Origin of the sequence: Paenibacillus sp. RC73, assembly GCF_044908085.1 — a bacterium.
Classification (GTDB): Bacteria; Bacillota; Bacilli; order Paenibacillales; family Paenibacillaceae; genus Paenibacillus; species Paenibacillus terrae_A.
Genome location: NZ_JBIYCV010000008.1, coordinates 1 through 22,969 on the forward strand (window position 1 = coordinate 1; position 22,969 = coordinate 22,969).

A 22,969-nucleotide genomic window follows, 5' to 3' on the forward strand; every position below is an offset into this window, starting at 1 on the left:
CGTTGTTTTGGCATTGTAGAGATTCGCTCCTTAACATGATAGGTTTATTCTACAAGCCCTTATTTTTTCTGTCCAACTTAGTGTATCTGATCCAGAAACGATGAAGCTAAAAATAGGGGCATGTCATGAGAAGATGAAAGGCATTTTCGGCTATCGGAGGATGCAGGTTTGGCTAGAACGAACCTATTGCATACACGTGAACCATAAGCGTGTACAGAGGCTGATGGGCGAACTTGGAATTCGGGCTGTCATTCGGAGAAAAAGATCGTATTACGGCAAGAAAGAAGCTTATGTCCTCTCGGGAAATCATCTCAACAGAGAATTTATAGCGAACCAGACGAACCAAAAGTGGGTAACATGGATTGTCAACACTAAACTAGACAACTTTTTTATGGTGCCTCTGCTTGAATTCAGTAGGACTCAAGTAATCCAGAGAACCGTGAATCCGAATATGGTTAAACCAGTGCACATAGTCATGTAATTCTGTGGTTAGCTCAACAAGACTTTCAAAATGACGTTTCTTCACAAACTCCGTTTTGAACATTTTAAACGTGGCTTCCGCAACGGCGTTGTCATAGGGGCAGCCTTTCATGCTTAAGGAACGCTCAATCTGAAAAGCCTCCAGCGCATCGTCGATGAGCTTATTCTTGAATTCATTGCCTCGGTCGGTGTGGAAGAGCTGAATGTCATTCAGATTGACCTTAATCGAAGCCAAAGCACGGTAAACCAGCTTGGCATCCTTGTGTGGCCCCGCACTGTAACCGATAATTTCGCGGTTAAACAGATCCACAAAGAAGCATACGTAATTCCAATATGAACCTACTCCAACGTACGTCAAATCGCTTACGACGGCAGATAACGCCTGCTCTTGCTCAAATTTCCGGTCCAATACATTCGCTTGCTTGGCTTCATTGCATCTCGTGGGATGAGGCTTGTACTGAGCGACTGTATACGTGGAAACTAACCCGAGTTCCTTCATAATTCGTCCAATTCTCCGTCTGGATACCGTAAAGCCTTGCTGGTACAGCTCTTTTTTAATCTTACGCGTACCGTAGTTGTGGCGGCTGCTTTGAAAGATGTCCATAATCATGGAGGTAAGCTCATCCTCCGATGTCACTTCCACTTTGTTTTCTTCATAATAATAGGTGCTTCTAGGGAGCTTTAGGACGTCGCACATTGCTGATACCGAGTATTTATGTTTATTCTGGCGAATGACATTTACTTTCGTCCCATGATCAGCGCGGCTTGCTTTAAAATATCATTCTCCATGAGCAGTTGCTTGTTCTGTTTTCGAAGCTCGATCAGTTCTAATTCCTCTGGAGTTCGGTTGTCTTTCTCTTTGAAGGATCCAGATGTAGAACTCTGTTTCACCCATTTATCCAGCGATGAAGGATTCAAATCATACTCTTGAATGATATCCTTTCGCGGTTTACCACTCTGATAGAGTTGAACCATTTGTGTTTTAAATTCAGCGCTAAAGGTACGTCTTTCTTTTTTAGTCATCGTCCGTCTGCTCCTTCTAGGTTGGTCTGTAGTCTACTATATTAGACCACAATTTTTCTGTCTAGAAGAGTGTAGCCGATCCAACAGATATTACCTATCTCATGTTCAACGGACAAAAGCTCTATCTCTCCGCCATCAAAGATCTCTACAATAACGAAATCGTGGCCTATCATGTCAGTCGCAGAAACGACTTAAAGCTGGTGTTGGATACGTTGAAAAAGGCAAGAAAACGGCAAAATATCTCTGGGATTCTCCTGCACAGCGACCAAGGATTCCAATATACCTCTCGCCAATATCATAACCTGCTCAAACGATACGATATCCGAGCCAGCATGTCCCAAAAAGGAAACTGTTGGGACGATGCATGTATGGAAAACTTCTTCAGCCATTTTAAAACAGAGTGTTTTATCTTCACTCCTTTCATTCGTCAAAGCAAGTGAAGCACGCTGTACAACAGTACATACATTTCTACAACCATGAACGTTTTCAAAAGAGACTAAACAACCTAAGTTCCTACGAATACAGGACTCAGGCTGTTTAAATATGACTTTTTAATAACTGGCTACTTGACGGGGGTCAATTCATAATACCGAGGGCCTAATATTTCTAAATCTAAAGTAGGACTGAGTTTATGAGTTTATGAATTTTTGATCGCCTGATACTTTTTGAACATTCAGCTTAGTAAATCCCCATTACCGATGATATATTTGTATTAGAGCTACTAGTTTTTCAGGGGTGATCTTATATTTAAAACCATCACGTATTTAAAATCCGGTAACGAAATTCAGCACCGAGCGTTCAATGTAATTAATGATTTGGGAATCCCAAATGATTTGGCTCAATATAATCCTGTCCTATGTGGAACCATACCAATTTCAATTGATGTGGATGGTTCCGACTTAGATATTATAATGGAGATTCACAAATTTGAAGCTTTTAAACACCAGATTCACTCTCTATACTGTAAGCATGATAAATTTGTTTTAAAAGAAAAGAGGATACGAAATACACTAACAATCAAAGCGAATTTTGAATTTGAATTATTTGGTCAGCCTAGGGCAGTTGAACAACAAAATGCCTATCTCCACATGATGGTTGAGCATCACCTATTAACAAGTTACCCTCGCATAAGAAGTGAGATAATTCGTCTAAAAGAACAGGGAATTAAAACTGAACCTGCCTTTGCCCAAATTTTTGGATTAGAAGGCGATCCCTATGATGAGCTTCTTGTTTTAGGAAGAAAGCTAGGGATAATAGATATACCAACAGTACAGTAACAGCCAACAACAAAAAGAGGGGTTCGTCATCCCTCCTTACTATTTCCGCCAATATATCTCTAATAATCTTCCGCACTGACAGCACGTTCGATTCACATGCCTTGTGAATGAAAATAATATATATACCTCACTCAACTCTAATGCAATTTTTTGAATGCAGGAACATATTCAAATTCCCCTCAAACCCTCGTACATCAATACTTCTAATCTCGATATATTACTACCACGCACTCCACATGTGTCGAGACGGTGGAAAGGATATAGTTAGATCAACAGATAGTATGTTTATTTAAAAATTGAAGAATAGAATCATTTATGAATTGGGGTCTCTTTCTAAGCATATGCGGTCAATGACTACAATCCGGTGCAATCAGATAACGTGAGTCTCAGACAAGCAAGCATAAATCCTTTATCTGCCCTTCTGTAGCGAAATCATCATGTTCACCAGCAAAGATGAATACCAACTTCTACAAGAAAGGTTATTTTCATTTACACATAATTCTTGACGCTACCGTCTAAACTTATTGAGAAGGAAATTCCTAATCAAAACAATTATAACTTCTGGTAGAAACACAATAAACATAAATAGGGGTATGATGAGTGGTAAATTTGCAATGAAAACTTCTGCCCCCTGCCCCCCCTCAATCCAAAACCAAATTGGTACTGATAAAATCCATAATAATGCATTAGAAATGATTAAATATCGAAGGTTTTTCCAAAGAAAACAAAACAATACTGCAATGACTGCTGGTATCCCCCATGAAACTATCTTAGCACCATTACTTAATACCACAAATGCCGTAATAGGATAGAGTATTACTATTAATATCTGAACCAATCTATTATTATAAAAACTCAATTTTTCATCTCCCTCCTCTTATTTCAACAAACTCTCTTTTAGGATAATCATACATTATTATTCTATTTACTTCCAGTATTCTTCGTGTATAATAAGTATTGTATTTAAATTTATGGAAAATGGCGGTGTATTATGAAAAATTTAAAGATTTTTTTACCTGCTCTACTAATACTTCTCTTCTTTACTTCTTTTCTTGGTGTAACTTCTGTAAGTGCCTCTGAAGTTAATCCTTCTGTAAGTGCCTCTGAAGTTGATCCTTCTGTAAGTGCTCCCGAAGTTGATCCTTCTGTAAGTGCTCCCGAAGTTGATCCTTCTGTAAGTGTTCCCGAAGTTGATCCTTCTGTAAGTGCTTCTGAGGCCACATATGGCTTTGCGCCATCAGCGTTAGAGCCAGATTCAACCTACCCAGGAACCAATATCAGAGTTAGGGTAGGAGATGTGCTTTATTCATCAAAAGCATTAGGCGGAAGTGCAATGATTGTCGGACATGTTGGAATTATTGGACCTGATTATATGGTTTATCATGTAAATGCCGTAAATGATAATCAAGGGGAAGGTGGAAAAAGGGATACCATTTCTTATTACCAATCGAGGCATAATGCTAATGAATCAATCGCTGTCTATAGAGCGACTCACGGCCTTAACGCAGCTTATTGGGCAAAAAACAATTACTCTTCAGTAACAAGTTACTATATACCTTGGGCTTCTTGGGATAACTTTCAACTTAAAACTATAAACCCTAATTACTGCTCTAAATTTATTTGGCAAGCCTTCTATTATGGAAACTATAACACAGACTTTATTATGGGGCATTATACTCCAAATAAAGAGGCTTTTGTAACTCCAGGTCAAGTCATTAACAGTAATGATCTTACATATGTGGGTTCATTCAAAAGTCGTAACTAAAACATAAATATGCATTTTCAAAGCAAACGAAAAAACGTATTTTGTCGAGTAAACTTAAATACGTTTTTTTGTTTACACAGCTATTCGATCAGGTGAGTAATGAAAGTATTGATAATGACCGCCACTGTCCACAACTTAACCCCCTTCCATACCTCCTGTTTCCAGATATACACATTGAAAATAACCCAACGAATGGGGCATTCTGTAAACTAAATCTCTCTTTTAACCGATAAATACATATGCTGGACTGTTATTTAAATATCACATCTCGTAACTTTGTACCCAACTAACTCAGTGATACATATGGGTCTTAAAATGCTGCACTTTACTTTTGTAATCAGCCATCACATCTAGAAAGGAGTTATGAACTCACTTGAGCCTATTATCAGATGGGATCGGGTATGAAAGCCTACGCTTTTATGGTCCCTTTCAGCCGCAACACATCGATCAACTTCAAATCACACGTACCGTCAACGATCATAGCTTTTTACATATTAGTGGTATGCTCTCCGAAGAACAAGGAGCCGCATGTATCGGTCAAAATATGGAGCAAGAGCCGATTGTGATTCGTCAGTTGGATGATCAGGGACAATCACTGAGAAGATTATTCCATGGGATCGTTACGCAAATGTCTATGAATTGTACGCGGGGAGTATATACCTTTGAACTGAAGGCTGCTTCGCATTCCTATCAAATGGATATCAAGCTGAAAAAACGTTCCTATCAAGATATTCACCGCACTTATGATGATCTGGTCACCTCGATGGTTCGTAAATATGAGTATGGAGACGCCATTGATACCGTAACTAATTATGCCAAACTGGATACTTTTGTTTTACAATATGAGGAGACCGATTGGGCATTTTTAAAACGTCTCGCTTCCCGCTTTGGCTCCGTGCTTGTGCCAGAGGTAACCGCAGCTTCACCAAAGGTCTTCTTTGGGATGCCAGAAGGCAAGCAGTATAAGGTGGAACGAGATGTATTTTATCGGGTACGAAAAACGTTTCATGAGCTGGATACAGAAAAGCCCGGAGAACAACGTGCTGGCTCGTATGTCACCTATACAATTGAAAGTCTGCAATACTACGCGCTAGGTGATCTCATCACGATAGCCATTGGACAAGGTAAAGAACTGGTCGTCGTTCGGGCAGTGACACGGTTAGAGGATGGCTTACTGCGTACCCGTTATGATCTTCAAGCGGAACAGAATATTCGCTATGCCCGGTATGAAAACGATCAAGCCACCGGGATTTCGCTGACAGGAACGGTGCTCAAGGTACAGCAGGATTTCGTACAGCTTCAACTGGATATCGACCCGAAGCAAGATCCTGCCAAAGCCTGCTGGTTTCCCGTGGCGACAAGATATGTAGCCGAAGAACATAGTGGTTGGTACGATATGCCTGAAATCGGGGAACAGGTGGAGTTGTATCTACCTACACACCGCGAACAAGATGCCTATGTAACGGATTCGCTCCGACAACAACGCCACGCAAATGGACAGCCGAATGTGAAGGTATGGCAACATGTGCAAGGTAGCGGCGTAAAAATGTCTGAGCAAGAATTGACCCTTTCTACCTCGGATGGATTTTCAATTACACTAAATGAAGATGGTGGAATTACCGTTAGCAGTCTGGGGAATGTGCAGATTCAGGGTGGTCACGTGAAGCTCGATGCAGGTGAGGAACTGTCGCTGGAAGCTGGAACGGCGCTGTATCTCAAAGGTGGAGAAAGTAGCATGGTGCTGGATGGTGAGACAGATACCAAAGCTCCAGTGATATATCAGGAAGGGACGGTGAAAGCTCCCATTTTTGTAGCTGACCTCCCTCCTGTGCCTGAGCCACCATTGATGAGTATCAAAGCATATGAGGCCGCACAAACTGCAACAGCCAAGAGCAGCCAAGCCCCTACTCCTAAAGCAAAAATTACGACTCCAGCAGCACTTCAACAGGCCAATGCTTTGATGGGGACGATATCCAAACTGTTAGGTTCTATTCCCGTAGTTGGAAACATAGCCAGTGTGATGTTGAATGCTGTTGGTGGGCCAGCAGGTAAAGTAGCAGCAACGGTGTTACAAGCAACTGGAGCCATCCCTATTCGTAGTAAAGGAACGCCAACGGTTGGAGGCAGTAAAGAAACGGGGTTGCACCCGCTCAAACACTTGGCTGGTTTAGCCATGCAGGGGTTGATTAGTGAGTATGAGCATGAGCGAGCGAGACAAGCCTACTATAGCAAGTGGATTTTAGGAAAAGCATATACAAGTGCGCGTCATGTAGCGAATTCTGGAGGCCCACTGGAGCTGATTCAGAACCTGCTGAAAGAGTCGAATGCTATGGCTCATGCCTATCAGCAAGTTCCTGTAGATCTGAGACAACGCTGGAGAGCAAATTATGACAGCTACATGGCACAACAACCGAAACCACAAGTTGAGGAGCCTAAGTCCTTATGGGATCGCTATCTAGATCATACGGGTAGCAGTGCGATGATAAAAGGCCAAATAGCAATGGAACAGGCACATACAGTACAAAATGCGTCTACAAAATCAGCAAACAGCCTAGTTGAATTATACAAAGGCATAGAGCAGGCTAATAACGTAAGGTATCAAAATGCAGGAAACTCATTTGGTGAATTTTTAGATTATTGGTCATTTGGAATACCTAAAGGATTGTATCAGGCTTATATGGAGCGTGCACGTAATCAAGGTAAATCTGGTAGTGACGCTATCAATTTTGCTACATTCGGAATAACAGAGACTATACGTGGAGCGTTGACACCTAAAGATCCTTTGTCATCAGAGCATTGGTCCAATATCATTGGTGTAGCAGGGATCGTTGAGGGAGCCGGTTCATTTTTCAAGCCCAAACCTACACTAAAATTACCAGGTAAAGAGCCGGTTCATTCAAGTCCTAAAATCATAAATGAAAAAACAGAGTCACCCCAACTTCCAAACACAAAGCCCAATAAAGAGATAGAGATTGAGAGGACGGGACAAGGTGGTAAGCCTGTTGTAGAGAAAGAGAAATGGCTTGAAAGTCTACAAAACACAGAAAACTTTAAACAAGGGACTAAAGAAAATGGATTAAACCATATTTTTGATGGTGAAATACTCAAAAATGGAAATGCCAATGGTTTTCATTATGAAGGGATGCCGAATAGTAACGGTAAAATTGTCGGAAATATTGACCCACCTAATGAGTTTGGTGTCTATCAAGCCAATATTGAAATTAATGGAGTATTAAAAGGACCTAAATCCACATTTTTTCCAAAGGAATGGACACCACAACAGGTGATAGAATCAGTAAATGAAGCTTTTAAAAATAAAGTAATTATAAAAAACAATAAATATATAGGGAAAACAAGCACTGGAATGGGAATAGAGTTTATTTTAAGAAATGATAAGATAATTTCAGCTTATCCAGTATATTGAATTGGAGGGTGTTCGAATAATGATTAAATATAAATATAAATTGAACTATATGGACGAATTCAATATAGTTGTATTGGATTTTGACGAAGAAAAATCACTGGAGTTCGCAAATATGATAAGTGATCCCTTAGGATCTGATATACCTTGGAGATTTAAAGATTTGAAAATTGATATTGATAATTATGTTGATTTATTAAGGGGAAATATACCCGAATATAGACATGGAGGAAATGCATCAAGCGTTATATCCTATAGAGACTATACAATAATTGAAGATCCATTTTATGACGAGGAAGAAGATGAAATTGAACCGATCTGTAAATTAGAGACAGTTGAATTTGTGAAAATTATATTAGTATGGGCTTATGAAACTTATAAATATAAAAAAGAGAAAAAAGTGATTACTCAAGAAGAGGCAGAAATGGTTATGAATTGGATTGAACTAAAAATGGTAGAAGTTAAGAGTATTGAAAGTAACGGATAGACATAATAAATAACTGAAAAGCTTATTCGGGATTGTCAAGTATTTTGTGTGAACTCGTTTACAGACCCAACAACAAGATCGTACAATACAATCAGCAAACCAAACACAAAATGATTCAAACACTTGATAAACTTTCAAAGCTTATTCCAAACTTGAACCTTAAGCGAGGAATGAGCTTTTTGGCATGCCCAAGCTCAAAGGAGGAAGAAATAACCCCAATACTCTAAAACAATGACTTGCCATCCCTCTCCATCAGAGTTAACATACACACACTCAAACAACGGGAGGGAAATGTACCATGTCAAATTGGCCAGATTGGTTTCAGGAAGCATTACGCCAACGTTTTTATCAATTAGAACTAGCCAGTGAACAACAGGCTTCATGTTTATCTGAGGACAAAAATCTATTCACTCAAATGGATCAATTCAAAACCAACCAAAACGAAGATATCCAACGTCTGTTATCTGAATGGGAAGAAGCCATAGGCTATCAGCTAAGTCAGGACAAACAGTCCATCTATATGGAAGGAGTTAAAGACGGGATTCGATTGATCCTTCCCGTCATACAACCCACAGCTACTCGTTAGCCTACTGATAATGTTATCCTATGGTTTCGTTAGTCCAGTATTTCGTCTATGTCCATTCCACTTTTCAAGGTAAAAACAAAATGCGCTGGTGAGAGAATGGTTATCTTCTCCACCAACGCATTAAATAGGTTATCATCAAATTGTTCCAGTACATCCTGCTGTGTGCTTAGTACTTGGATGATTTCATCTACACGCTCCTTGATTTTCGCTTGCTGCTCATGCTCCTGCTCCAGTGTCAGCATCTGTTGCCGTAGCTCATTTAGCTCACTGGAAAGTCTGTTCGTTTCTTCATCATATACCGTTTCATCAATCTGATTCCGTAGCTTGAGATTCACTAATTCCTTCAAGTCGGATTTCAATTGTTGCATCTGTCCTTCGATGTCCAATAGCGGTTCTTGCCCTACTTTGCTGGAATGCACCGATTCAATATTGGCTTTCAACGTCTTCATGAATACTTTCTTATTCTCATACATCCGGTTGAACAATCGTACAAACGCGGAATGTAAAATGGGTTCATCGACTGATTTGGCATCACAGGCTACTTTACCTTTATTGACATACGTTTTGCATTGCCATACTACTTTTTTGGATGGATTATTGCTGTTCCAGGTTCGGCGTTTAAAAATGGCCCCACAGCATCCACAATATACTTTGCTACTGAGTGCATATTTACTGGAGTATCTTTTACTCTCCCCCATCACACTCCCTTTCAGCTTGGCCCTCCGTTCCTTTTCCTTTTGCACCGCTTCAAATAGTTCCTTCGAGACAATCGGTTCATGGTTGTCCTCAATTAAATATTGCTGCTCCTGTCCTTTATTCCTGATTCGTTTGTGGGTTAGAAAATCTACCGTTACCGTCTTTTGCTGAAGCAAAGCTCCGTAATATTTCTCGTTGGTCAGAATTAAGGTAATGGAGGAATCCCACCACGTATCGCCACCCGTGACTGTTTTAATGTGATCTCGCATCAATCCTCTGGCTATCGCCTGATAGCTTTTTCCATCCAAATACTCCTCGTATATTCTGCGTACAATCTCGGCTTCTGACTCGTTAATCACCAGTTCCCCCTGCTCGTCCTTATCGTAGCCGAGAAAGCGAGTGGTGTTGCAGAAGACTTTACCGTTTTGGAAGCCACGCAATATTCCCCATCGGCTGTTTTCAGAAATATTCCGACTCTCGTCTTGGGCAAGGGAACTCAGGATGGTCAGCAATACCTCACCTGTGGTATCTAGCGTATTAATATTCTCCCGTTCAAAGAATACAGCAACTCCGAGACTTTTCAGTTCCCGTACATATTTCAATAAATCCAGTGTATTTCTCGCAAATCTCGAAATCGACTTGACCAGTATGAGATCCAGTTTACCGTTTCGGGCATCCTGTATCATGCGATTAAATTGTGTTCTATTTTTAGTGGTGGTTCCGGTGATGCCTTCATCTGCGTAAATATCAGCCATTTCCCATTCCAAGTTGTTTTGAATGTATTGGGTATAATGATTGACCTGATTGGTATAGCTTTCCTTTTGCTCCTCGGAATCGGTACTAACCCGGCAATAGGCAGCGACTTTCTTCTTTTGAATCGATTGAATTCCTTCTACGATGTCCATCGTTTTAATGGGAACAACGACGACTTTTTTTGCGGTTGCGGCTTGTGCCATAGGTGTTTCTCCCTTCGATATCTTCTTTATACGGTCACATGGTATAATGCTTGCGGCACATCATCAAGTCCATTTCTGCCCATGTTATAGCTACTTGAAAGATTTTTTATTACGCTGGTCAATCGCTATAAATTCTTCTTCTGTAATGACATGTTGTGATCTCAATTGCTTCAACAGGCTCAGACTGAGCAAGTAATCAATAGATTTTCGTTGCATATGTATATGGCTCCTTTGAAATAAAATGGCTCACCTCTAGGGCAAGCCGATAGATATAATGCTTAGAATAAATTTTTAAGGCTAATGGTCTTTTCTATGGTCATGCTAGGATCGCTTACTAAGGTGGCTGTCAATGTTAAAGCTTTGTTGATCGTTCCACTACTGCTTCCTGCCTTTATGGTTACGCTATTTCCTGTGCTGGCTGTTATGCTTCCCATGATCGGAATTGAATCATCTTGATTCCTTAGGCTCCACTCTACAGACTGGTCAAACACTTCTGTTCCATGATCATAGATATGACTGACGTATGAGGCGCTTTGGCCTGTTTTGAGGATGGGATTACCAGTAATGGCTATCGAATAGATATGCGTTCCCGTTTCGACGACTCTCATTTCAATCGTACTCAGTATCGTAGGGTGATATGTTAATTTTACGGTGATACTTGCTTGGCCCAAAGCGATGCCCATAACCCGACCTTGCTGATCTACACTAATCACACTCGGATCACTGGATGTATAGGTAATCAGCGGATTGGCTATCTCATCCCCATTATCCGTAGCCGTTACTTCCAAAGATAACGTTTCGTTGAGCAGCACCTGAGCTATCGTTCCCTGATGAATATGTAATGCATATGTATGAGTAATCTCGTACTTCCATCTGTCAGCGATGTTATGTTCCACGTCATCATTAGCTGTATTTATGCTATCCAATGTGCAGCTTAACTGGATGATGCCATTCATCGTACGGTCAATTCCAACTATTTTAAACGGCTGATGAGTCATATAGAATCGTTGGTTCAATGCGATGTTTCGCGTGTCTGCATTGTCTTGTACAGTAACCAGGATGTTTCCCTCTGGCATGGAGATAACTTTACCTGTTTCCGTTGAAAACGTTCTGGCTTCTACCACAGCATCAAACCATTTCACCTCTCCATTCCAGTTCAAAGCCAGCCGTTGATTACACTTTCTCATTCTACCTCGACAAGACTGTTCATTTTGATCCACCTGACTGGTGATCAGATACCGTTCATCACGATAGTCCACAATATTACCTGTGTGTAAGGGTGTTGCTGCACGGATTATTTTTTCATCGGTCATTTGAATGGTATTTGTCGCATCCTGAATTAGAGCAAGCTGTCGCATACCATTCATATGTACAAGCTCGCCCTTCTCTCGCAGAAAGAAATCTATCATCGGCTCTAGGCTCCTCGTCACTCCTCCACCTCCAAACCAAAATCCTGCTTGCAGCGATACAGGTACAACTCCACATAATCACTCCATTCCTTCATATCCAAAATAATAAAGACATTCTTACTAATTCGAACATATCCATATAATTGCAATAAGGTTTCCAGTGGACAGAAAGCTCGATATGTTGTCTCTAGTATGTAACCATCTTCAAATGAAAAGCTTTTGCGATAAGGTTGTACATCTGCCATGATCAACTGGACAGGTTTCAAATCAGCATCATTCAAAATTTCCAGCTTCGTATCATAGAACATTAATCTGTCCCGACCTTGATTTTAGGTAAAGGAAGAGCAAGCCGGATACTTGTCGGAATGCCTGTTTCATAGGTGGCTGAGCGTTCACCTTCCTGCTTATTCATTAGGCCAATCGAATCCCTATTTTTATATAGATACACGGCATAATCGACCATGACATGATCGTATTCCACAGACAGTGTCGCCGCATTGCAATACCCAAGAATATTACCCTTGGCTTTATTCAAATAGTGGATCAGGATATCATCCTTAGATATGTCTGTTGGTTCCATGCCTAATAACCGTTTAAGTAAAATCAATGAATCACTCATGTGCCGATTCCTGCCCCTCCTTTACCTGTGCCTTCTTATTACGCTTCATGTTCTTGGCAGCTTGAACTTTCGTTACAGGTTCATCTTCCTTAGTCTCATCTTGTTGAGGTTCCTTCACTTGCTCATAATGCCCACTGACCTGTAACCGCAGCATTAACTCCTGATCTGTGACTTCCCATATACATCCTGTTTCCTGATTCAAAAACCACATCTTATTACCCTCCAAAAAAATAAAATAGGGCATCCAAAACGGACACCCCGAACGTGTTTCTTCTATTATAATGTGTTCTCATATCATCTACTTTCAATTAAGACTTATTCGCTGTAAGTACAGTGATGGCTTCGGGCTTAATACATTTGGCTCCGAATACTTGCAACCCTTTCACTGCATCCTTGTTTCTCTGGTCTGAATGCTTCCACCGAATCCACTTGCCCGGCAAACGAAATGGCACTTTTATGACCTGCGATGATTTTATACTTGGCTCCTTCTGTATTTGGCACATTGTTGGATTTATAAACGGTCATGCCATCGATATCCCCTACATAACCTGTGCGAATGATATTTGGGTCTTTCGTGAAACGAGCATCTTTCAGCAGCAAGCCATAATACCATGCAGGAACCACCACAAATCGTTCCGTTTCAGGCACATTATTTTCGTCCAGCAAAACGCCCAAATCAATCAGCATATCATAGGCTGTATCTTTTGTAGGAATTATCGGCGTTGCATCGTTACCCATCGTATTTTCAGCTTTGACCTCCGTATAAAATCCAGCCAGATACTGATCCACCACATTAGCAAGCCCATACGAAGCTTCCACGATCCCACCATCGAGTAGATTTACATTCGCTTGAGCAGCATCTACATCATCCACCTGAAAGTTGAAATACTTCGCCTGATCGATCACCAATGTTTTTTGTGTAGCATCCAATTCCTGTGGATTCCCGATTCCAGCTACCTTGTCATAATTTCCAATCGTCACCGCTCCAATCGAATTGATTTTTACTGTGGAGCCTTGACCTTGAATCTCACCTTCATAATCGGTGTTGACCACATTGCCATACACCAAATTCTTTTTCAGACTTTCATTTAAACGTGCGCTCCAAATGGTAGGAATAAAATGTTGTACTGACATATCTAATCACCTTGTCCTTTTCGTTTATTATTGTTTGTTTTGTAATGCTTGCTTGACTTGATCCCAATGCTGATTAATTTCGTTTGGCGACATGCTTTTAATCGTATCCAATGTGAATGTGCTACTCGTTGAACTAGCTGGGGGTGTATATCCATCCCCTTTGAGCCGTTGCTCCACTTGCTGTTGAATTGCCAATTGTAACGATTGTTCCAACATAGCCAAATTCGCTGTCGTCGCTTCTTCATCTGCACCAACAAAAAAATCCACTAACGGGAGTGGAAGTTTCTTTTCACTGGCAATTTTAATTGCTTGGCTGGTTAACCGTTCACGCTGCTTCTCTAACTTCATGTGCTCTACTTCAGCACGTAGCTTCTCAACTTCAATTTCTTTTTCATCCTTAGCCGGGAATCGCTTCTTGATCTCAGCATCCACTACACTTTCCAAATGATTGGCTTTCCACGTTTCCAGTGATTTAGCGGATCGTTTGTCCACAGTGCTATCGAACCAACTTTTTGCTTGCTGATTAGATTGAATAAATTGCTCCATCCCTTCTACGTTATACGGATTCAAACCCTGAAGATACGTTTGCCATTCCTCGTTTGTTTGGTTTTCTTCAATCAACTGCTTCATTTGTTCCAATTGCATTTTCATTTAATCTCCTTTATTGCCCATTCGACTCTGTAGAACCGAACACGCTTATGTATGTATGGAGCCGTTTAATGTCATGCTCAGGACAGTGTTGTTACGCTTTAGGAATCACAAAAACGAGGAAAAGGTACAAACATACCCACTCCCCACTTCTAGGTATTTTTAACCCTTATTTCATTTGGATTTTTGACAGCCTAAAGCGTAACACCGAGTCTGTTTGGGTTCGAGCTTTCGAACACGCATATGTATGTTGAATTCGTTTAATGTCATATCTGATACAATAATGTTACGCATTAGAAAACGTAAAAACGAGAAATAGATACAAACATACCAACTCCTCATTTTGGGTTGTTTTTCACCCTTAGTTTATTGGGCTTTTTAAACCTCTAAAGCGTAACATCAAGCCTGTTTTTTCCTCATCTGACGCATCCGTAATTTCGTCTTTTCGTTTGCATTCTTGTCCCTGCATTTATCACAATATTTCTGCCGATTCGAATTTGCTGAAAAAGTAGCCTTACATTTCTGGCAGTTCACCCTCGGTTGCACTGTTTTAAATTCAGATTCTATATTCCGCTCAGACTTATATTCTCGTTCTAACTTTTCATCTATGGGTAAAACCCCATTTTCAAAATAGCTACAACGGGGAAAAGAATCATCTTGAGCAAAAAATACACATGGGCCATCTTGTAAACAGCAATAGTTTGGGATACCATACTTCGCTCCCAAATAGCATGCACAATTATTCTTCACGAGCCGCTTAATCCTATTTTTATTCTGCATTTGATACCTCCTTATCCGTACCAACTAATCGTTGCTGCTCCGCATGAAACTTATTGAATTCCAGCTTTGGATTCTCAACAAACGGAAGCAACGTCAGCAACGTTTCCTGAGATACCACTTGCTGCAATTTAACGATTACATCTGCCATCCCAACCAAGTCTGTTGGCAAGTTTCTTGTGAATTTTACGGCGATATCCCGGTAATCATATTGCACGCCTTCTTTAATGTGCAGAAAGGTAAAGAAGTTGCGCAGACGTTGCTTGATTGCCTTTTCCATTAAGGCTTCACGCATAGCTACTCGATTCTCCAAATTCAGCAGCTTATTTCTCAGCGCCAAGGAAGACGTATTGCTGGCCCAGTTTTCATTGAAGTTGACCTGATCCATCATGTCGAAGATTTTGCGTTCAATATTGTCCAGCTCGTTCTTTACAAAAGAATCATTAATCTCCTTCGTAAGCCAACTCACCTTTCCCCCAGTTGGAACTTGAATAATGCCCATCTTCTTCATATTCAACAAGTCTTCAGCTTCCAGCTTGGCATTCTCAATCACGAGATAGGCATTGCGATGATCTGCGATTTCATTGACCAAATCAGAGTTCAAAGCGTTATAGGCATCAAATAAAGAAATCACATCATGGAAGCCACTTTTTCTCTCCGTATTGGCTGGACAGGAGATAAGCGGGACTCTTCCAAAGATGTGATTATGTTTGCCGATATATTTTAATTCAGGTGCTTGATTTTGCTTCATTTGATTACTTTTATCATCGTTGCCCATTGTATAGTGTAGGATTTCATGATCGGTATACACGTCCAAATATATTTGCTTATCAAATCGTCTCGTGAATTTATGTAGTCCTAATAGTACATTTCTTTCTGCCGTACCGTCCTCCAACACATAGGCATTCAATGGGGATAATACAGTGGCTGAAAACTGACCATCCGAGTCGATATAGTTCAATTCAATACTTTCACCGAATATTTCAGATTGTTTCCGAAGCTGTAGATTATGCTCTTTGTCCCAATGACTCATATGTACGTCTATATTATGTATGGCTTCATCCTGATCCGACTTGGACACATAATTTACTGGCTTGCCGAGCAGATAGCCCACTTCGTTATCTACAAACTTACGTGGAAAGTTGAAAATGAGCTTTTGGTTGCTGCGGCTTTCTTGCATCGCATAGTTCTTCAGAATGGCATGCTGACCATTATAGTAATCTGAATATTTTTGTTTGGCTATTGCAGCCGATTGGAGTTCGTTTAGACATTCTATAATGATCTGTTCGGTTATTTGCAAATAGGTTCTTCCTTTCAAAATAGCAAACTTCGATCATAAAATTTTAAACTTTTCACAGACTGAATCAATTGAACAGCCCCATATAAACTATCTGGTGCATCATCATATGTACAATTTCGATTATAATCCTTTATCTGATTATTATATCTAAGGTTATCTGCATTGAATAGAATATACCCCTTCTTCACTTCCGGCTCCAAGCTAATAATACGTTCATGCTTCTGCCCCTTGGATTGCACACTTTCTACGGGTGTATGTATATTCGCCTTCCATAACTCTTCTTCAAATTTCTGCTTCATATAACTCTGTGCCTGATTGACTTCAAATCCTAGCTTATCTACAGGATAAAGCTTTAATTTTTCAATCGCTACTTGAAACAAACTATCCGGCAACAGCTTATAAATATTACCGTCAACCACATACATCTGCTTTGTCTTCCTGTGTTGCCCAATAATTGAAATAGCCGAATAGTCATTTTTCTTCCCAGCTTTAATGGCTGGATCAATGTACATCGCCATTTCCATTTCCTCAAACTCAGGCAACCTATCCCAATACATGAGATTCTGAAATATGTATTCGTCTGTTGAACGCGGATCATTTTGTAATTCTTTATAGAAGCTTTTTTCTCCCATCGCTTGCTTCTTGCACATCAAATAATAATAGCCCAAATACTCGCTCCACAGGATTTTCGTACCCTCCAGCATTTCTTTTTCGTGAGCTATAAAAAAAGACAAGGCCGTATTGATCCTGTCCTCATCCTGCAAGTTATTATATTGTCGCTCCCACTCTGACCATAGATCATCACGCTCTGAAAATTGAAGCACTGCTGCTTTACGAACACTTCGCACACCTGGGATTTTACCCTTGAGCAAATCGGCCATAATATCTTCTTCATTCAAAATGGTTCCACAGATCAGAATATTCGTATCCCTTGTGCCAATAGGAAGAATGACATCTGTAAAGGTATTTTTAATCTGTTCTCGTTTGGCTTCGGATCGTGCTGTATCTTCCTTGAGCAAATCATCCATCAATACCAGCGTAGGACGATGATGCTTATAATGGATACCTCGCAAACTACCGTCAATCCCACGAATCATAATGCAGGAATCCAGTCCACCTTTACTCTTAAGCCATATTTCATTGTTGTTCCAGCGGCTCCCCTTATGAATCCCAAAATCCTCAATCAGCATCTGATTGGTTTCCAGCTCATCTTTGATCATATCCAAAAACGGCAATGCAATTTGTTCTGTCGCTGATATGATTAATGTAAACTGTGATTTATCATATAAAGTCGCATACAGCGGAAATAAAAAGGAACTAATCGTTGACTTTCCATGCTCCCTTGGGAGTCCAAAAGCCGTAATCAGTCCAGTATGGGCAAGCATATGCCTTAATTCCGTGAATAGCTCTTTGTGGAACTGTCCGAATGCTCGATCAAAATATTTAGGGAAATAGGCTAAGGCAAAAAATTCAATGTCCATCTCACCGATTAATTTACGAAGCTCAGAGAAAGAGAACGTTTCGATCAGTTGTTTCATTTTGGGCGGCTTGAAATGCTTCTCCATATACTGCTTAAGCAGTTCAGCTTGTCGTTGCTCTTCTTGCTTTATTGTTTCAATCGGTATAACTCCTTTCTCATATGTACCGTAAAATCATCACAAAAATTTCTGCACCCTTTGCTGGCGGCTCTTTTTCTACAAATAGAAGAACCCCTCCATCCGCAACAAAAAGAGTGGCTCATTACCACTCGATATTTGCCAAAGCTTCAGCCATATCCTGCTGCGTTGTTAGCGTATAGATATTCGTTGTCGCTACGTGATCATGCCCAAGGATTTGCTGGATGGTCGTCAAAGGAGTCGTTTTCACCAGCTTATAGCCAAGCGTATGTCTGAGCATATGGGGTGTCACCTTTACATTGACCCGATTTCCGTATTTGTTCAGGATCAGGTTAATCCCATTCCGTTCCAAAGACCCTCGCTGGCCAATACATAAATATTCTGAATCAACCTGTGGTCTGACTTCAAGATATCGGGTAATGGCTTTTCGTACATCCTTATTCAATGGTATGGTACGGAAGGAGTTGCCTTTTCCGAATACCTTCAGTATTCCCTTTCGTTCGCTTATTTTAATATCCTTCAATTGGATGCCAACCAATTCGCTTACTCTTATCCCCGTTCCCAGTAATAATTCAATCATACAGATATGCATTCGATTACCCATACGGTGAATTTCATTTCTCAGCTTCCACAAATCCTTTTCCGCTAACCCTTTGTATTGCCGAACAACCTTATTCCTGACCGCTTCGATATGTATTTCTTCCTTAATATAGCCTTGCCAGTGCATCCACTGTGCAAATACGTTGATACTGGCAATCTTGCGGTTGATGGTGAGTATCGCTTGGTTAGTGCTTTGCAGATATTTCTTGTATTCTACGCCATCCAACTCAATCCACTTGTCCAGTCCATATTCCGTTTTCCTTTGATACCAGACTATGAATTGCAATACGTCCCTAATGTAACAGGAAATAGTGTTCTTGCTTCGATCCTTGCTCCGTAAATATGCTTCAAACCCTTGAATATACTTCATATTCGCCCCCACCCTTCGCTTGTGTGTCACATCATACCGTTGATGTGGGGCAAAGTCCACTCCATACATAACCTATCTTATGCACTGATTCTGGCTACTTTTGGGGCTAATTCAGGGCTGAAACTGGCGTTTATCTATACAAATACTGACGGCATAACGTTATGACTGCGAATCATCCGGCTCTATGTATCCTTCCTCAATCTCTACAGATTCCTCAATAGCTTCATATTCGGCATCCACTACATCGGCTTCGATCATATCCAGAAATAGCTGCTTCCGTTCCTGTTCCAGTGCCTTCGTATTCACCACCAACTCACGGCGATCATTCCACTCGTTAGGTGCGCGGTTCTTCAAATAGAAGATCATCGCTGTTGGATTCGGGGGCTGATATCGTTTTACTTTTTCGATGCGTGTCTTCTTTTTTCCATTTTTGTCCTCTTCAATAATCGTTTTTATTTCTTCATATTCATACCCTGTAGCAGCTTTCAAAAGTGAATTTTCCACGTGTGAAATAGGGACAGATCTGCTCCATTTGACTAGTTCAGCCAGCATCGGATGTTTATCAATGTACTCGTACCAAGTCGTTTTACCTATGTCTAGTTTCCTAATAATGTCCTCTGCATTCATGCCTTCTTCGAACCATTGCTGAATCTCCGCTAGTCTAGGATATACATGGGTCTCCCACTTGGTTGGACGTTCCAATGCTTCAGCAAATTTGGGATGTTTCCTTCTATAATCGCCTAATGTCCAAATGTGGATATTTAATCGCTTCGCAATTTCCTCGTCTGTGGCTCCTTCACGTACCCAAACGGGAATATCCCTGAGTCTTGGCACAACAAATTGATCATACTTGGTTAGTATCTTTGGCTTGTTTCTTTTGGGATTGTCACTATTTTTGCTCATTCTGTTCACCTCCAGCACGAAAAAAAGGAACAGCCAACTATCGACCATTCCCCATATGTATTCTAGCTTACCCTTCTAACTCAGCCTCGTAAAACAACTTGATATCCTCAATCACCTTCAGAATCAGCCTATTGTCCTCCATAGCTTCCTCAGTTCCCAGCACATTTACCTTTTCGGCTTGCATGCCCTTTAGGAATCGAATCACCATATTCACTTTTGCCTTACCCAATTCAATCACCCTTTCGGTTTAGTCAGCACATGATACCTCTGACCTTGCCGACTCAGCAACAACTTCTTGATAGCCATATTGGTTACCATTTCTAAACTAAATAGTTGTATAATATTGTATAATGGGGTTACATCGAATAATACGATATATGAAGTGGAGGAATTTACCTATGCCTAAGAAAATGGATATGTATAGAATCCTTAGTCTAATACTTGCTTTAGCTGTTGTTATCTTATCCTTATGGTCTCTCGTTTATCCCGATGAAAATCATAGTCCATACAAACTCGCACAATTTTTCCTCGGTCTCATGTTTTTATTTACTGGCTTCTCTGAACTTAAGGCAAATCGAAAAACTTACGCAATAGTTTGCTTCAGTGTCTCCTTGTTTTCTATTTTGGTATTTATAACTACACTTCTTTTCAGAAAAGGTTAACTACGCGTTCTCTAATTCTGTCTCAGTAACAATTTCTGAATAGCCCACCTTCACTCCATCCCGAATTAAATACACGCCGCTATTATCGCCAACATGGGCAATATATCGCTTCATAATCACATCTACATACTTAGGATCAAGCTCACTGGTATAGCAAATCCGATCCGTTTCCTCACAAGCAATCAATGTTGAACCTGAACCACCAAATGGATCAAATACGATATCACCAAGCTTGCTCGAATTTTTAATTGGGTAGCTAATCAAGGGAATAGGCTTCATCGTGGGATGAAACTCATTCCGGAAGGGACGATCAAATTGCCATAATGTCGTTTGCTTCCGATCACTGTTCCAGTAGTGTCCACCTGTCGGTTTCCAACCGTATAATACGGGTTCATGCATCCAGTGATAATCTTGTCTACCCATTACCATCACTTGCTTTGCCCATATACAACATTGTGCCAGTTTGAATCCAGCTTCGATAAATGCCTTTCTAAAATTCAAGCCTTCACTATCTGCGTGGAACACATAAATACTTGCTCCGTCATCTGCTGCTTCATACATTCGAGTATAAGCTGCCAATAGGAAATTATAAAACTCGTGATTGTCCATTTTATCGTTCTCTATTTTCAATGCATCCTTGGTTTTACCTGTATAGTCCACATTATAAGGTGGATCGGTCACAATAAGCTGAGCCTTCTTACCATTCATCAATGTTGCGATATCCTGTGGATTAGTCGAGTCACCGCAGATTAGCCTATGCTTCCCAAGTAGCCAAATGTCACCTTTACGAGTGATCGGATGTTCAGGTAATGCTTCTTCTAGATTAAAATCATCTTCCTCATCCACGGATTCTTCATGCAATGTATCCAGCAACTTCTCCGCTTCAGACCAATCAAAGCCGGTTAGCTCAATATTATAATCTGCTTCTTTCAACTCATCTAATAATGCAGCCAATGCTTCAAAGTCCCATTCCCCTGTAATTTTGTTGAGTGCTATGTTCAGGGCTTTCTCTTTTGATTTGTTCACATCGACTATGACGCAATCGACTTCATCGTATCCGAGTGCCTTCAACACTTTAGCCCGTTGATGGCCTCCTACAATGGTATAATCGCTATTACAAATAATTGGTTCACAATAACCGAATTCTACTACACTATTCCTGATCTTTTCAAACTCTGGATCACCCGCTTTTAAATCCTTCCTTGGATTATATTCAGCATGTACCAGTTGATCGATCTTCAATTTCATCCATTTCATTTATATCACTTGCTCCTTTATGTCTACAGCTTTCTCATTATTTCTGGCGTTTTTTATGTACGGAATTAACGTTTCTACGTTTACGAATTTGATTTCCGATCCACTTGATCCCCCTTTCTACCTTCATTTTTAAAAAGACTGCAATCCAAATCCAGATGCAAAACACAACAACTGCTGTGACAACTCGTGATATTTCTATGATTATTGCTTGTAACATTAATAGCATTCATATTTCTCCTCTCTAAAATGAAAAGGAACCCTAGCCAGCAGCCAGAATTCCCGTGTAGCCTAATTTGTAATTGTAAAACTGCTCATTGTGTCACGTGACACATTTCAAACTTTGAAGGTTCAAGTCCTCAATTCGTGTAGTTTAAAATTTTGCAAATAATAGTCCAATTCAGCAAGATTAATTTGAATATGTAAATTGAAAATTTTTAAGTGGTAATCCTAGTCAATAACATGATTCTGATTATGTATATAATATTTGCTGAATCTATAAATAATCTATTTGTGGGATAGGGGAAACTCTCCAAATATTTTCCTTCGTTTCGCTTGAGCTGCACTTCGGACAAATATTTGCTGCCGCCGTTTCCCCTCCCACACCCAACCCCATTGCGGCTTATTAAGTTTACTTTTGCAATTCCAATCATCCCTTTACTCTCAAATTCATAGCTGGACAAATGTATCTAATTCCATCACTTCCTCTCTACGGGCTGACAAGCCCACCATATAAACTCGTATACAAACATGTTTCCTATTCTCCGTCCGTTTGTTTCCAATTTTATAATGCCGAATTCCTATCTTCGCTTCAATTTCTCCAATATAATAGCGGATTTTTAAAAGCTGTTTCCATGTTTCCAGTTTTGAGCACTCCTTATCACATATACACTCTTCACCAGCACATAATATTCGATCAAATATTATTTATATGTATTTCTCTCAAGAGTTAAAAAAACAGGAAACATGGAAACAAACTCAATATT

24 protein-coding genes and 1 pseudogene are annotated in these 22,969 nt (G+C 40.3%); 9 read left to right on the top strand and 16 right to left on the bottom strand.

Going from position 1 to position 22,969, the window contains the following annotated elements; translation table 11 throughout:
• The first annotated feature begins 100 nt into the window (after positions 1 to 100).
• The gene (locus tag ABH897_RS19075; RefSeq protein WP_404592560.1) at positions 101 to 481 is read left to right on the top strand and encodes an IS3 family transposase; all 381 of its coding nucleotides are present in this window, start codon (positions 101 to 103) and stop codon (positions 479 to 481) included.
• On the opposite strand, the gene ABH897_RS19080 is transcribed toward ABH897_RS19075, so the two are convergent.
• A protein-coding gene (locus ABH897_RS19080) for an IS3 family transposase (RefSeq protein ID WP_404592561.1) occupies positions 377 to 1,503 on the bottom strand; the annotation gives its coding sequence in 2 pieces (ribosomal slippage) (positions 377 to 1,254 and positions 1,254 to 1,503; 1,128 coding nt in all). The two genes, ABH897_RS19075 and ABH897_RS19080, sit on opposite strands and share 105 nt — an antisense overlap.
• 89 nt (positions 1,504 to 1,592) lie before the next feature.
• On the opposite strand from ABH897_RS19080, the gene ABH897_RS19085 reads away from it, so the two are divergent.
• From ABH897_RS19085 to ABH897_RS19095, 3 genes are all read left to right on the top strand, one after another.
• Positions 1,593 to 1,943 (top strand): DDE-type integrase/transposase/recombinase, encoded by a 351-nt coding sequence (locus ABH897_RS19085; protein WP_404592611.1) that lies wholly within the window; start codon positions 1,593 to 1,595, stop codon positions 1,941 to 1,943.
• Entirely contained in the window at positions 1,940 to 2,044 is a 105-nt protein-coding gene (locus ABH897_RS19090) for an IS3 family transposase (protein WP_404592562.1), read from the top strand. The genes ABH897_RS19085 and ABH897_RS19090 overlap by 4 nt, the downstream gene beginning before the upstream one ends.
• 202 nt (positions 2,045 to 2,246) lie before the next feature.
• Positions 2,247 to 2,780 carry a DUF4269 domain-containing protein gene (locus ABH897_RS19095; protein WP_404592612.1) on the top strand — a complete coding sequence of 178 codons (534 nt, stop codon included), beginning with the start codon at positions 2,247 to 2,249 and terminating at the stop codon, positions 2,778 to 2,780.
• 508 nt (positions 2,781 to 3,288) lie between these two features.
• Here ABH897_RS19095 and ABH897_RS19100 read toward each other — a convergent pair.
• Complete coding sequence (locus ABH897_RS19100) at positions 3,289 to 3,639, bottom strand: hypothetical protein (protein ID WP_404521730.1); 351 nt, start codon at positions 3,637 to 3,639, stop codon at positions 3,289 to 3,291.
• A gap of 132 nt (positions 3,640 to 3,771) precedes the next feature.
• Between ABH897_RS19100 and ABH897_RS19105 the strand changes: the two genes are divergently transcribed.
• From ABH897_RS19105 to ABH897_RS19120, 4 genes are all read left to right on the top strand, one after another.
• Positions 3,772 to 4,545: a hypothetical protein gene (locus ABH897_RS19105; protein WP_404521728.1), complete on the top strand. Its 774-nt coding sequence runs from the start codon at positions 3,772 to 3,774 to the stop codon at positions 4,543 to 4,545.
• Positions 4,546 to 4,918: 373 nt separating this feature from the next.
• Entirely contained in the window at positions 4,919 to 7,969 is a 3,051-nt protein-coding gene (locus ABH897_RS19110) for an EndoU domain-containing protein (protein WP_404592563.1), read from the top strand.
• 19 nt (positions 7,970 to 7,988) lie between these two features.
• On the top strand, positions 7,989 to 8,453 hold the full coding sequence (locus tag ABH897_RS19115; RefSeq protein WP_404521913.1) for a hypothetical protein: 465 nt from the start codon (positions 7,989 to 7,991) through the stop codon (positions 8,451 to 8,453).
• Between the two features lie 298 nt (positions 8,454 to 8,751).
• Complete coding sequence (locus ABH897_RS19120; RefSeq protein ID WP_404592564.1) at positions 8,752 to 9,039, top strand: hypothetical protein; 288 nt, start codon at positions 8,752 to 8,754, stop codon at positions 9,037 to 9,039.
• Positions 9,040 to 9,068: 29 nt separating this feature from the next.
• On the opposite strand, the gene ABH897_RS19125 is transcribed toward ABH897_RS19120, so the two are convergent.
• From ABH897_RS19125 to ABH897_RS19185, 13 genes and pseudogenes are all read right to left on the bottom strand, one after another.
• Positions 9,069 to 10,691 carry a recombinase family protein gene (locus tag ABH897_RS19125; protein ID WP_404592565.1) on the bottom strand — a complete coding sequence of 541 codons (1,623 nt, stop codon included), beginning with the start codon at positions 10,689 to 10,691 and terminating at the stop codon, positions 9,069 to 9,071.
• A gap of 90 nt (positions 10,692 to 10,781) precedes the next feature.
• Positions 10,782 to 10,907, bottom strand: coding sequence for an SHOCT domain-containing protein (locus ABH897_RS19130; protein WP_404581402.1), 126 nt, complete (start codon positions 10,905 to 10,907; stop codon positions 10,782 to 10,784).
• 62 nt (positions 10,908 to 10,969) lie between these two features.
• The gene (locus tag ABH897_RS19135) at positions 10,970 to 12,100 is read right to left on the bottom strand and encodes an Ig-like domain-containing protein (RefSeq protein WP_404592566.1); all 1,131 of its coding nucleotides are present in this window, start codon (positions 12,098 to 12,100) and stop codon (positions 10,970 to 10,972) included.
• A gap of 17 nt (positions 12,101 to 12,117) precedes the next feature.
• On the bottom strand, positions 12,118 to 12,408 hold the full coding sequence (locus ABH897_RS19140) for a hypothetical protein (RefSeq protein ID WP_025715524.1): 291 nt from the start codon (positions 12,406 to 12,408) through the stop codon (positions 12,118 to 12,120).
• On the bottom strand, positions 12,408 to 12,719 hold the full coding sequence (locus ABH897_RS19145; protein WP_404592567.1) for a phage head-tail connector protein: 312 nt from the start codon (positions 12,717 to 12,719) through the stop codon (positions 12,408 to 12,410). The genes ABH897_RS19140 and ABH897_RS19145 overlap by 1 nt, the downstream gene beginning before the upstream one ends.
• Entirely contained in the window at positions 12,712 to 12,930 is a 219-nt protein-coding gene (locus tag ABH897_RS19150; RefSeq protein WP_404592568.1) for a hypothetical protein, read from the bottom strand. The genes ABH897_RS19145 and ABH897_RS19150 overlap by 8 nt, the downstream gene beginning before the upstream one ends.
• Positions 12,931 to 13,027: 97 nt before the next feature.
• Positions 13,028 to 13,853 (bottom strand): annotated as a pseudogene (locus ABH897_RS19155) (phage major capsid protein).
• Between the two features lie 27 nt (positions 13,854 to 13,880).
• Complete coding sequence (locus ABH897_RS19160; protein WP_404592569.1) at positions 13,881 to 14,498, bottom strand: DUF4355 domain-containing protein; 618 nt, start codon at positions 14,496 to 14,498, stop codon at positions 13,881 to 13,883.
• 772 nt (positions 14,499 to 15,270) lie between these two features.
• Complete coding sequence (locus ABH897_RS19165; protein ID WP_404592570.1) at positions 15,271 to 16,578, bottom strand: phage portal protein; 1,308 nt, start codon at positions 16,576 to 16,578, stop codon at positions 15,271 to 15,273.
• Between the two features lie 14 nt (positions 16,579 to 16,592).
• Positions 16,593 to 18,143, bottom strand: a complete 1,551-nt coding sequence (gene terL, locus ABH897_RS19170) for a phage terminase large subunit (protein ID WP_404592571.1) — start codon at positions 18,141 to 18,143, stop codon at positions 16,593 to 16,595.
• 175 nt (positions 18,144 to 18,318) lie between these two features.
• On the bottom strand, positions 18,319 to 19,164 hold the full coding sequence (locus ABH897_RS19175) for a tyrosine-type recombinase/integrase (protein ID WP_404592572.1): 846 nt from the start codon (positions 19,162 to 19,164) through the stop codon (positions 18,319 to 18,321).
• A gap of 159 nt (positions 19,165 to 19,323) precedes the next feature.
• Positions 19,324 to 20,067, bottom strand: a complete 744-nt coding sequence (locus ABH897_RS19180; RefSeq protein WP_404592573.1) for a transposase — start codon at positions 20,065 to 20,067, stop codon at positions 19,324 to 19,326.
• A 67-nt stretch (positions 20,068 to 20,134) separates the two neighbouring features.
• A complete protein-coding gene (locus tag ABH897_RS19185; protein WP_404592574.1) occupies positions 20,135 to 20,296 on the bottom strand; it encodes a hypothetical protein in 162 nt (53 codons plus the stop codon).
• Positions 20,297 to 20,483: 187 nt separating this feature from the next.
• Here ABH897_RS19185 and ABH897_RS19190 point away from each other — a divergent pair, with 187 nt between their 5' ends.
• A complete protein-coding gene (locus tag ABH897_RS19190; RefSeq protein ID WP_404592613.1) occupies positions 20,484 to 20,729 on the top strand; it encodes a DUF3953 domain-containing protein in 246 nt (81 codons plus the stop codon).
• Here ABH897_RS19190 and ABH897_RS19195 read toward each other — a convergent pair whose 3' ends face one another.
• Positions 20,730 to 21,986 (bottom strand): site-specific DNA-methyltransferase, encoded by a 1,257-nt coding sequence (locus tag ABH897_RS19195; protein WP_404592575.1) that lies wholly within the window; start codon positions 21,984 to 21,986, stop codon positions 20,730 to 20,732.
• Between the last annotated feature and the right edge of the window lie 983 nt (positions 21,987 to 22,969).

Coding starts and splice junctions, on each gene's coding strand:
- ABH897_RS19125 (WP_404592565.1), bottom strand. CDS start 10,691: ATGGCACAAGCCGCAACCGCAAAAAAAGTCGTCGTTGTTCCCATTAAA.
- ABH897_RS19140 (WP_025715524.1), bottom strand. CDS start 12,408: ATGTTCTATGATACGAAGCTGGAAATTTTGAATGATGCTGATTTGAAA.
- ABH897_RS19135 (WP_404592566.1), bottom strand. CDS start 12,100: ATGATAGATTTCTTTCTGCGAGAGAAGGGCGAGCTTGTACATATGAAT.
- ABH897_RS19145 (WP_404592567.1), bottom strand. CDS start 12,719: ATGAGTGATTCATTGATTTTACTTAAACGGTTATTAGGCATGGAACCA.
- ABH897_RS19180 (WP_404592573.1), bottom strand. CDS start 20,067: ATGAGCAAAAATAGTGACAATCCCAAAAGAAACAAGCCAAAGATACTA.
- ABH897_RS19130 (WP_404581402.1), bottom strand. CDS start 10,907: ATGCAACGAAAATCTATTGATTACTTGCTCAGTCTGAGCCTGTTGAAG.
- ABH897_RS19120 (WP_404592564.1), top strand. CDS start 8,752: ATGTCAAATTGGCCAGATTGGTTTCAGGAAGCATTACGCCAACGTTTT.
- ABH897_RS19075 (WP_404592560.1), top strand. CDS start 101: ATGAAGCTAAAAATAGGGGCATGTCATGAGAAGATGAAAGGCATTTTC.
- ABH897_RS19115 (WP_404521913.1), top strand. CDS start 7,989: ATGATTAAATATAAATATAAATTGAACTATATGGACGAATTCAATATA.
- ABH897_RS19175 (WP_404592572.1), bottom strand. CDS start 19,164: ATGAAGTATATTCAAGGGTTTGAAGCATATTTACGGAGCAAGGATCGA.
- ABH897_RS19150 (WP_404592568.1), bottom strand. CDS start 12,930: ATGTGGTTTTTGAATCAGGAAACAGGATGTATATGGGAAGTCACAGAT.
- ABH897_RS19105 (WP_404521728.1), top strand. CDS start 3,772: ATGAAAAATTTAAAGATTTTTTTACCTGCTCTACTAATACTTCTCTTC.
- ABH897_RS19160 (WP_404592569.1), bottom strand. CDS start 14,498: ATGCAATTGGAACAAATGAAGCAGTTGATTGAAGAAAACCAAACAAAC.
- ABH897_RS19190 (WP_404592613.1), top strand. CDS start 20,484: ATGTATAGAATCCTTAGTCTAATACTTGCTTTAGCTGTTGTTATCTTA.
- ABH897_RS19195 (WP_404592575.1), bottom strand. CDS start 21,986: ATGAAATGGATGAAATTGAAGATCGATCAACTGGTACATGCTGAATAT.
- terL (WP_404592571.1), bottom strand. CDS start 18,143: ATGGAGAAGCATTTCAAGCCGCCCAAAATGAAACAACTGATCGAAACG.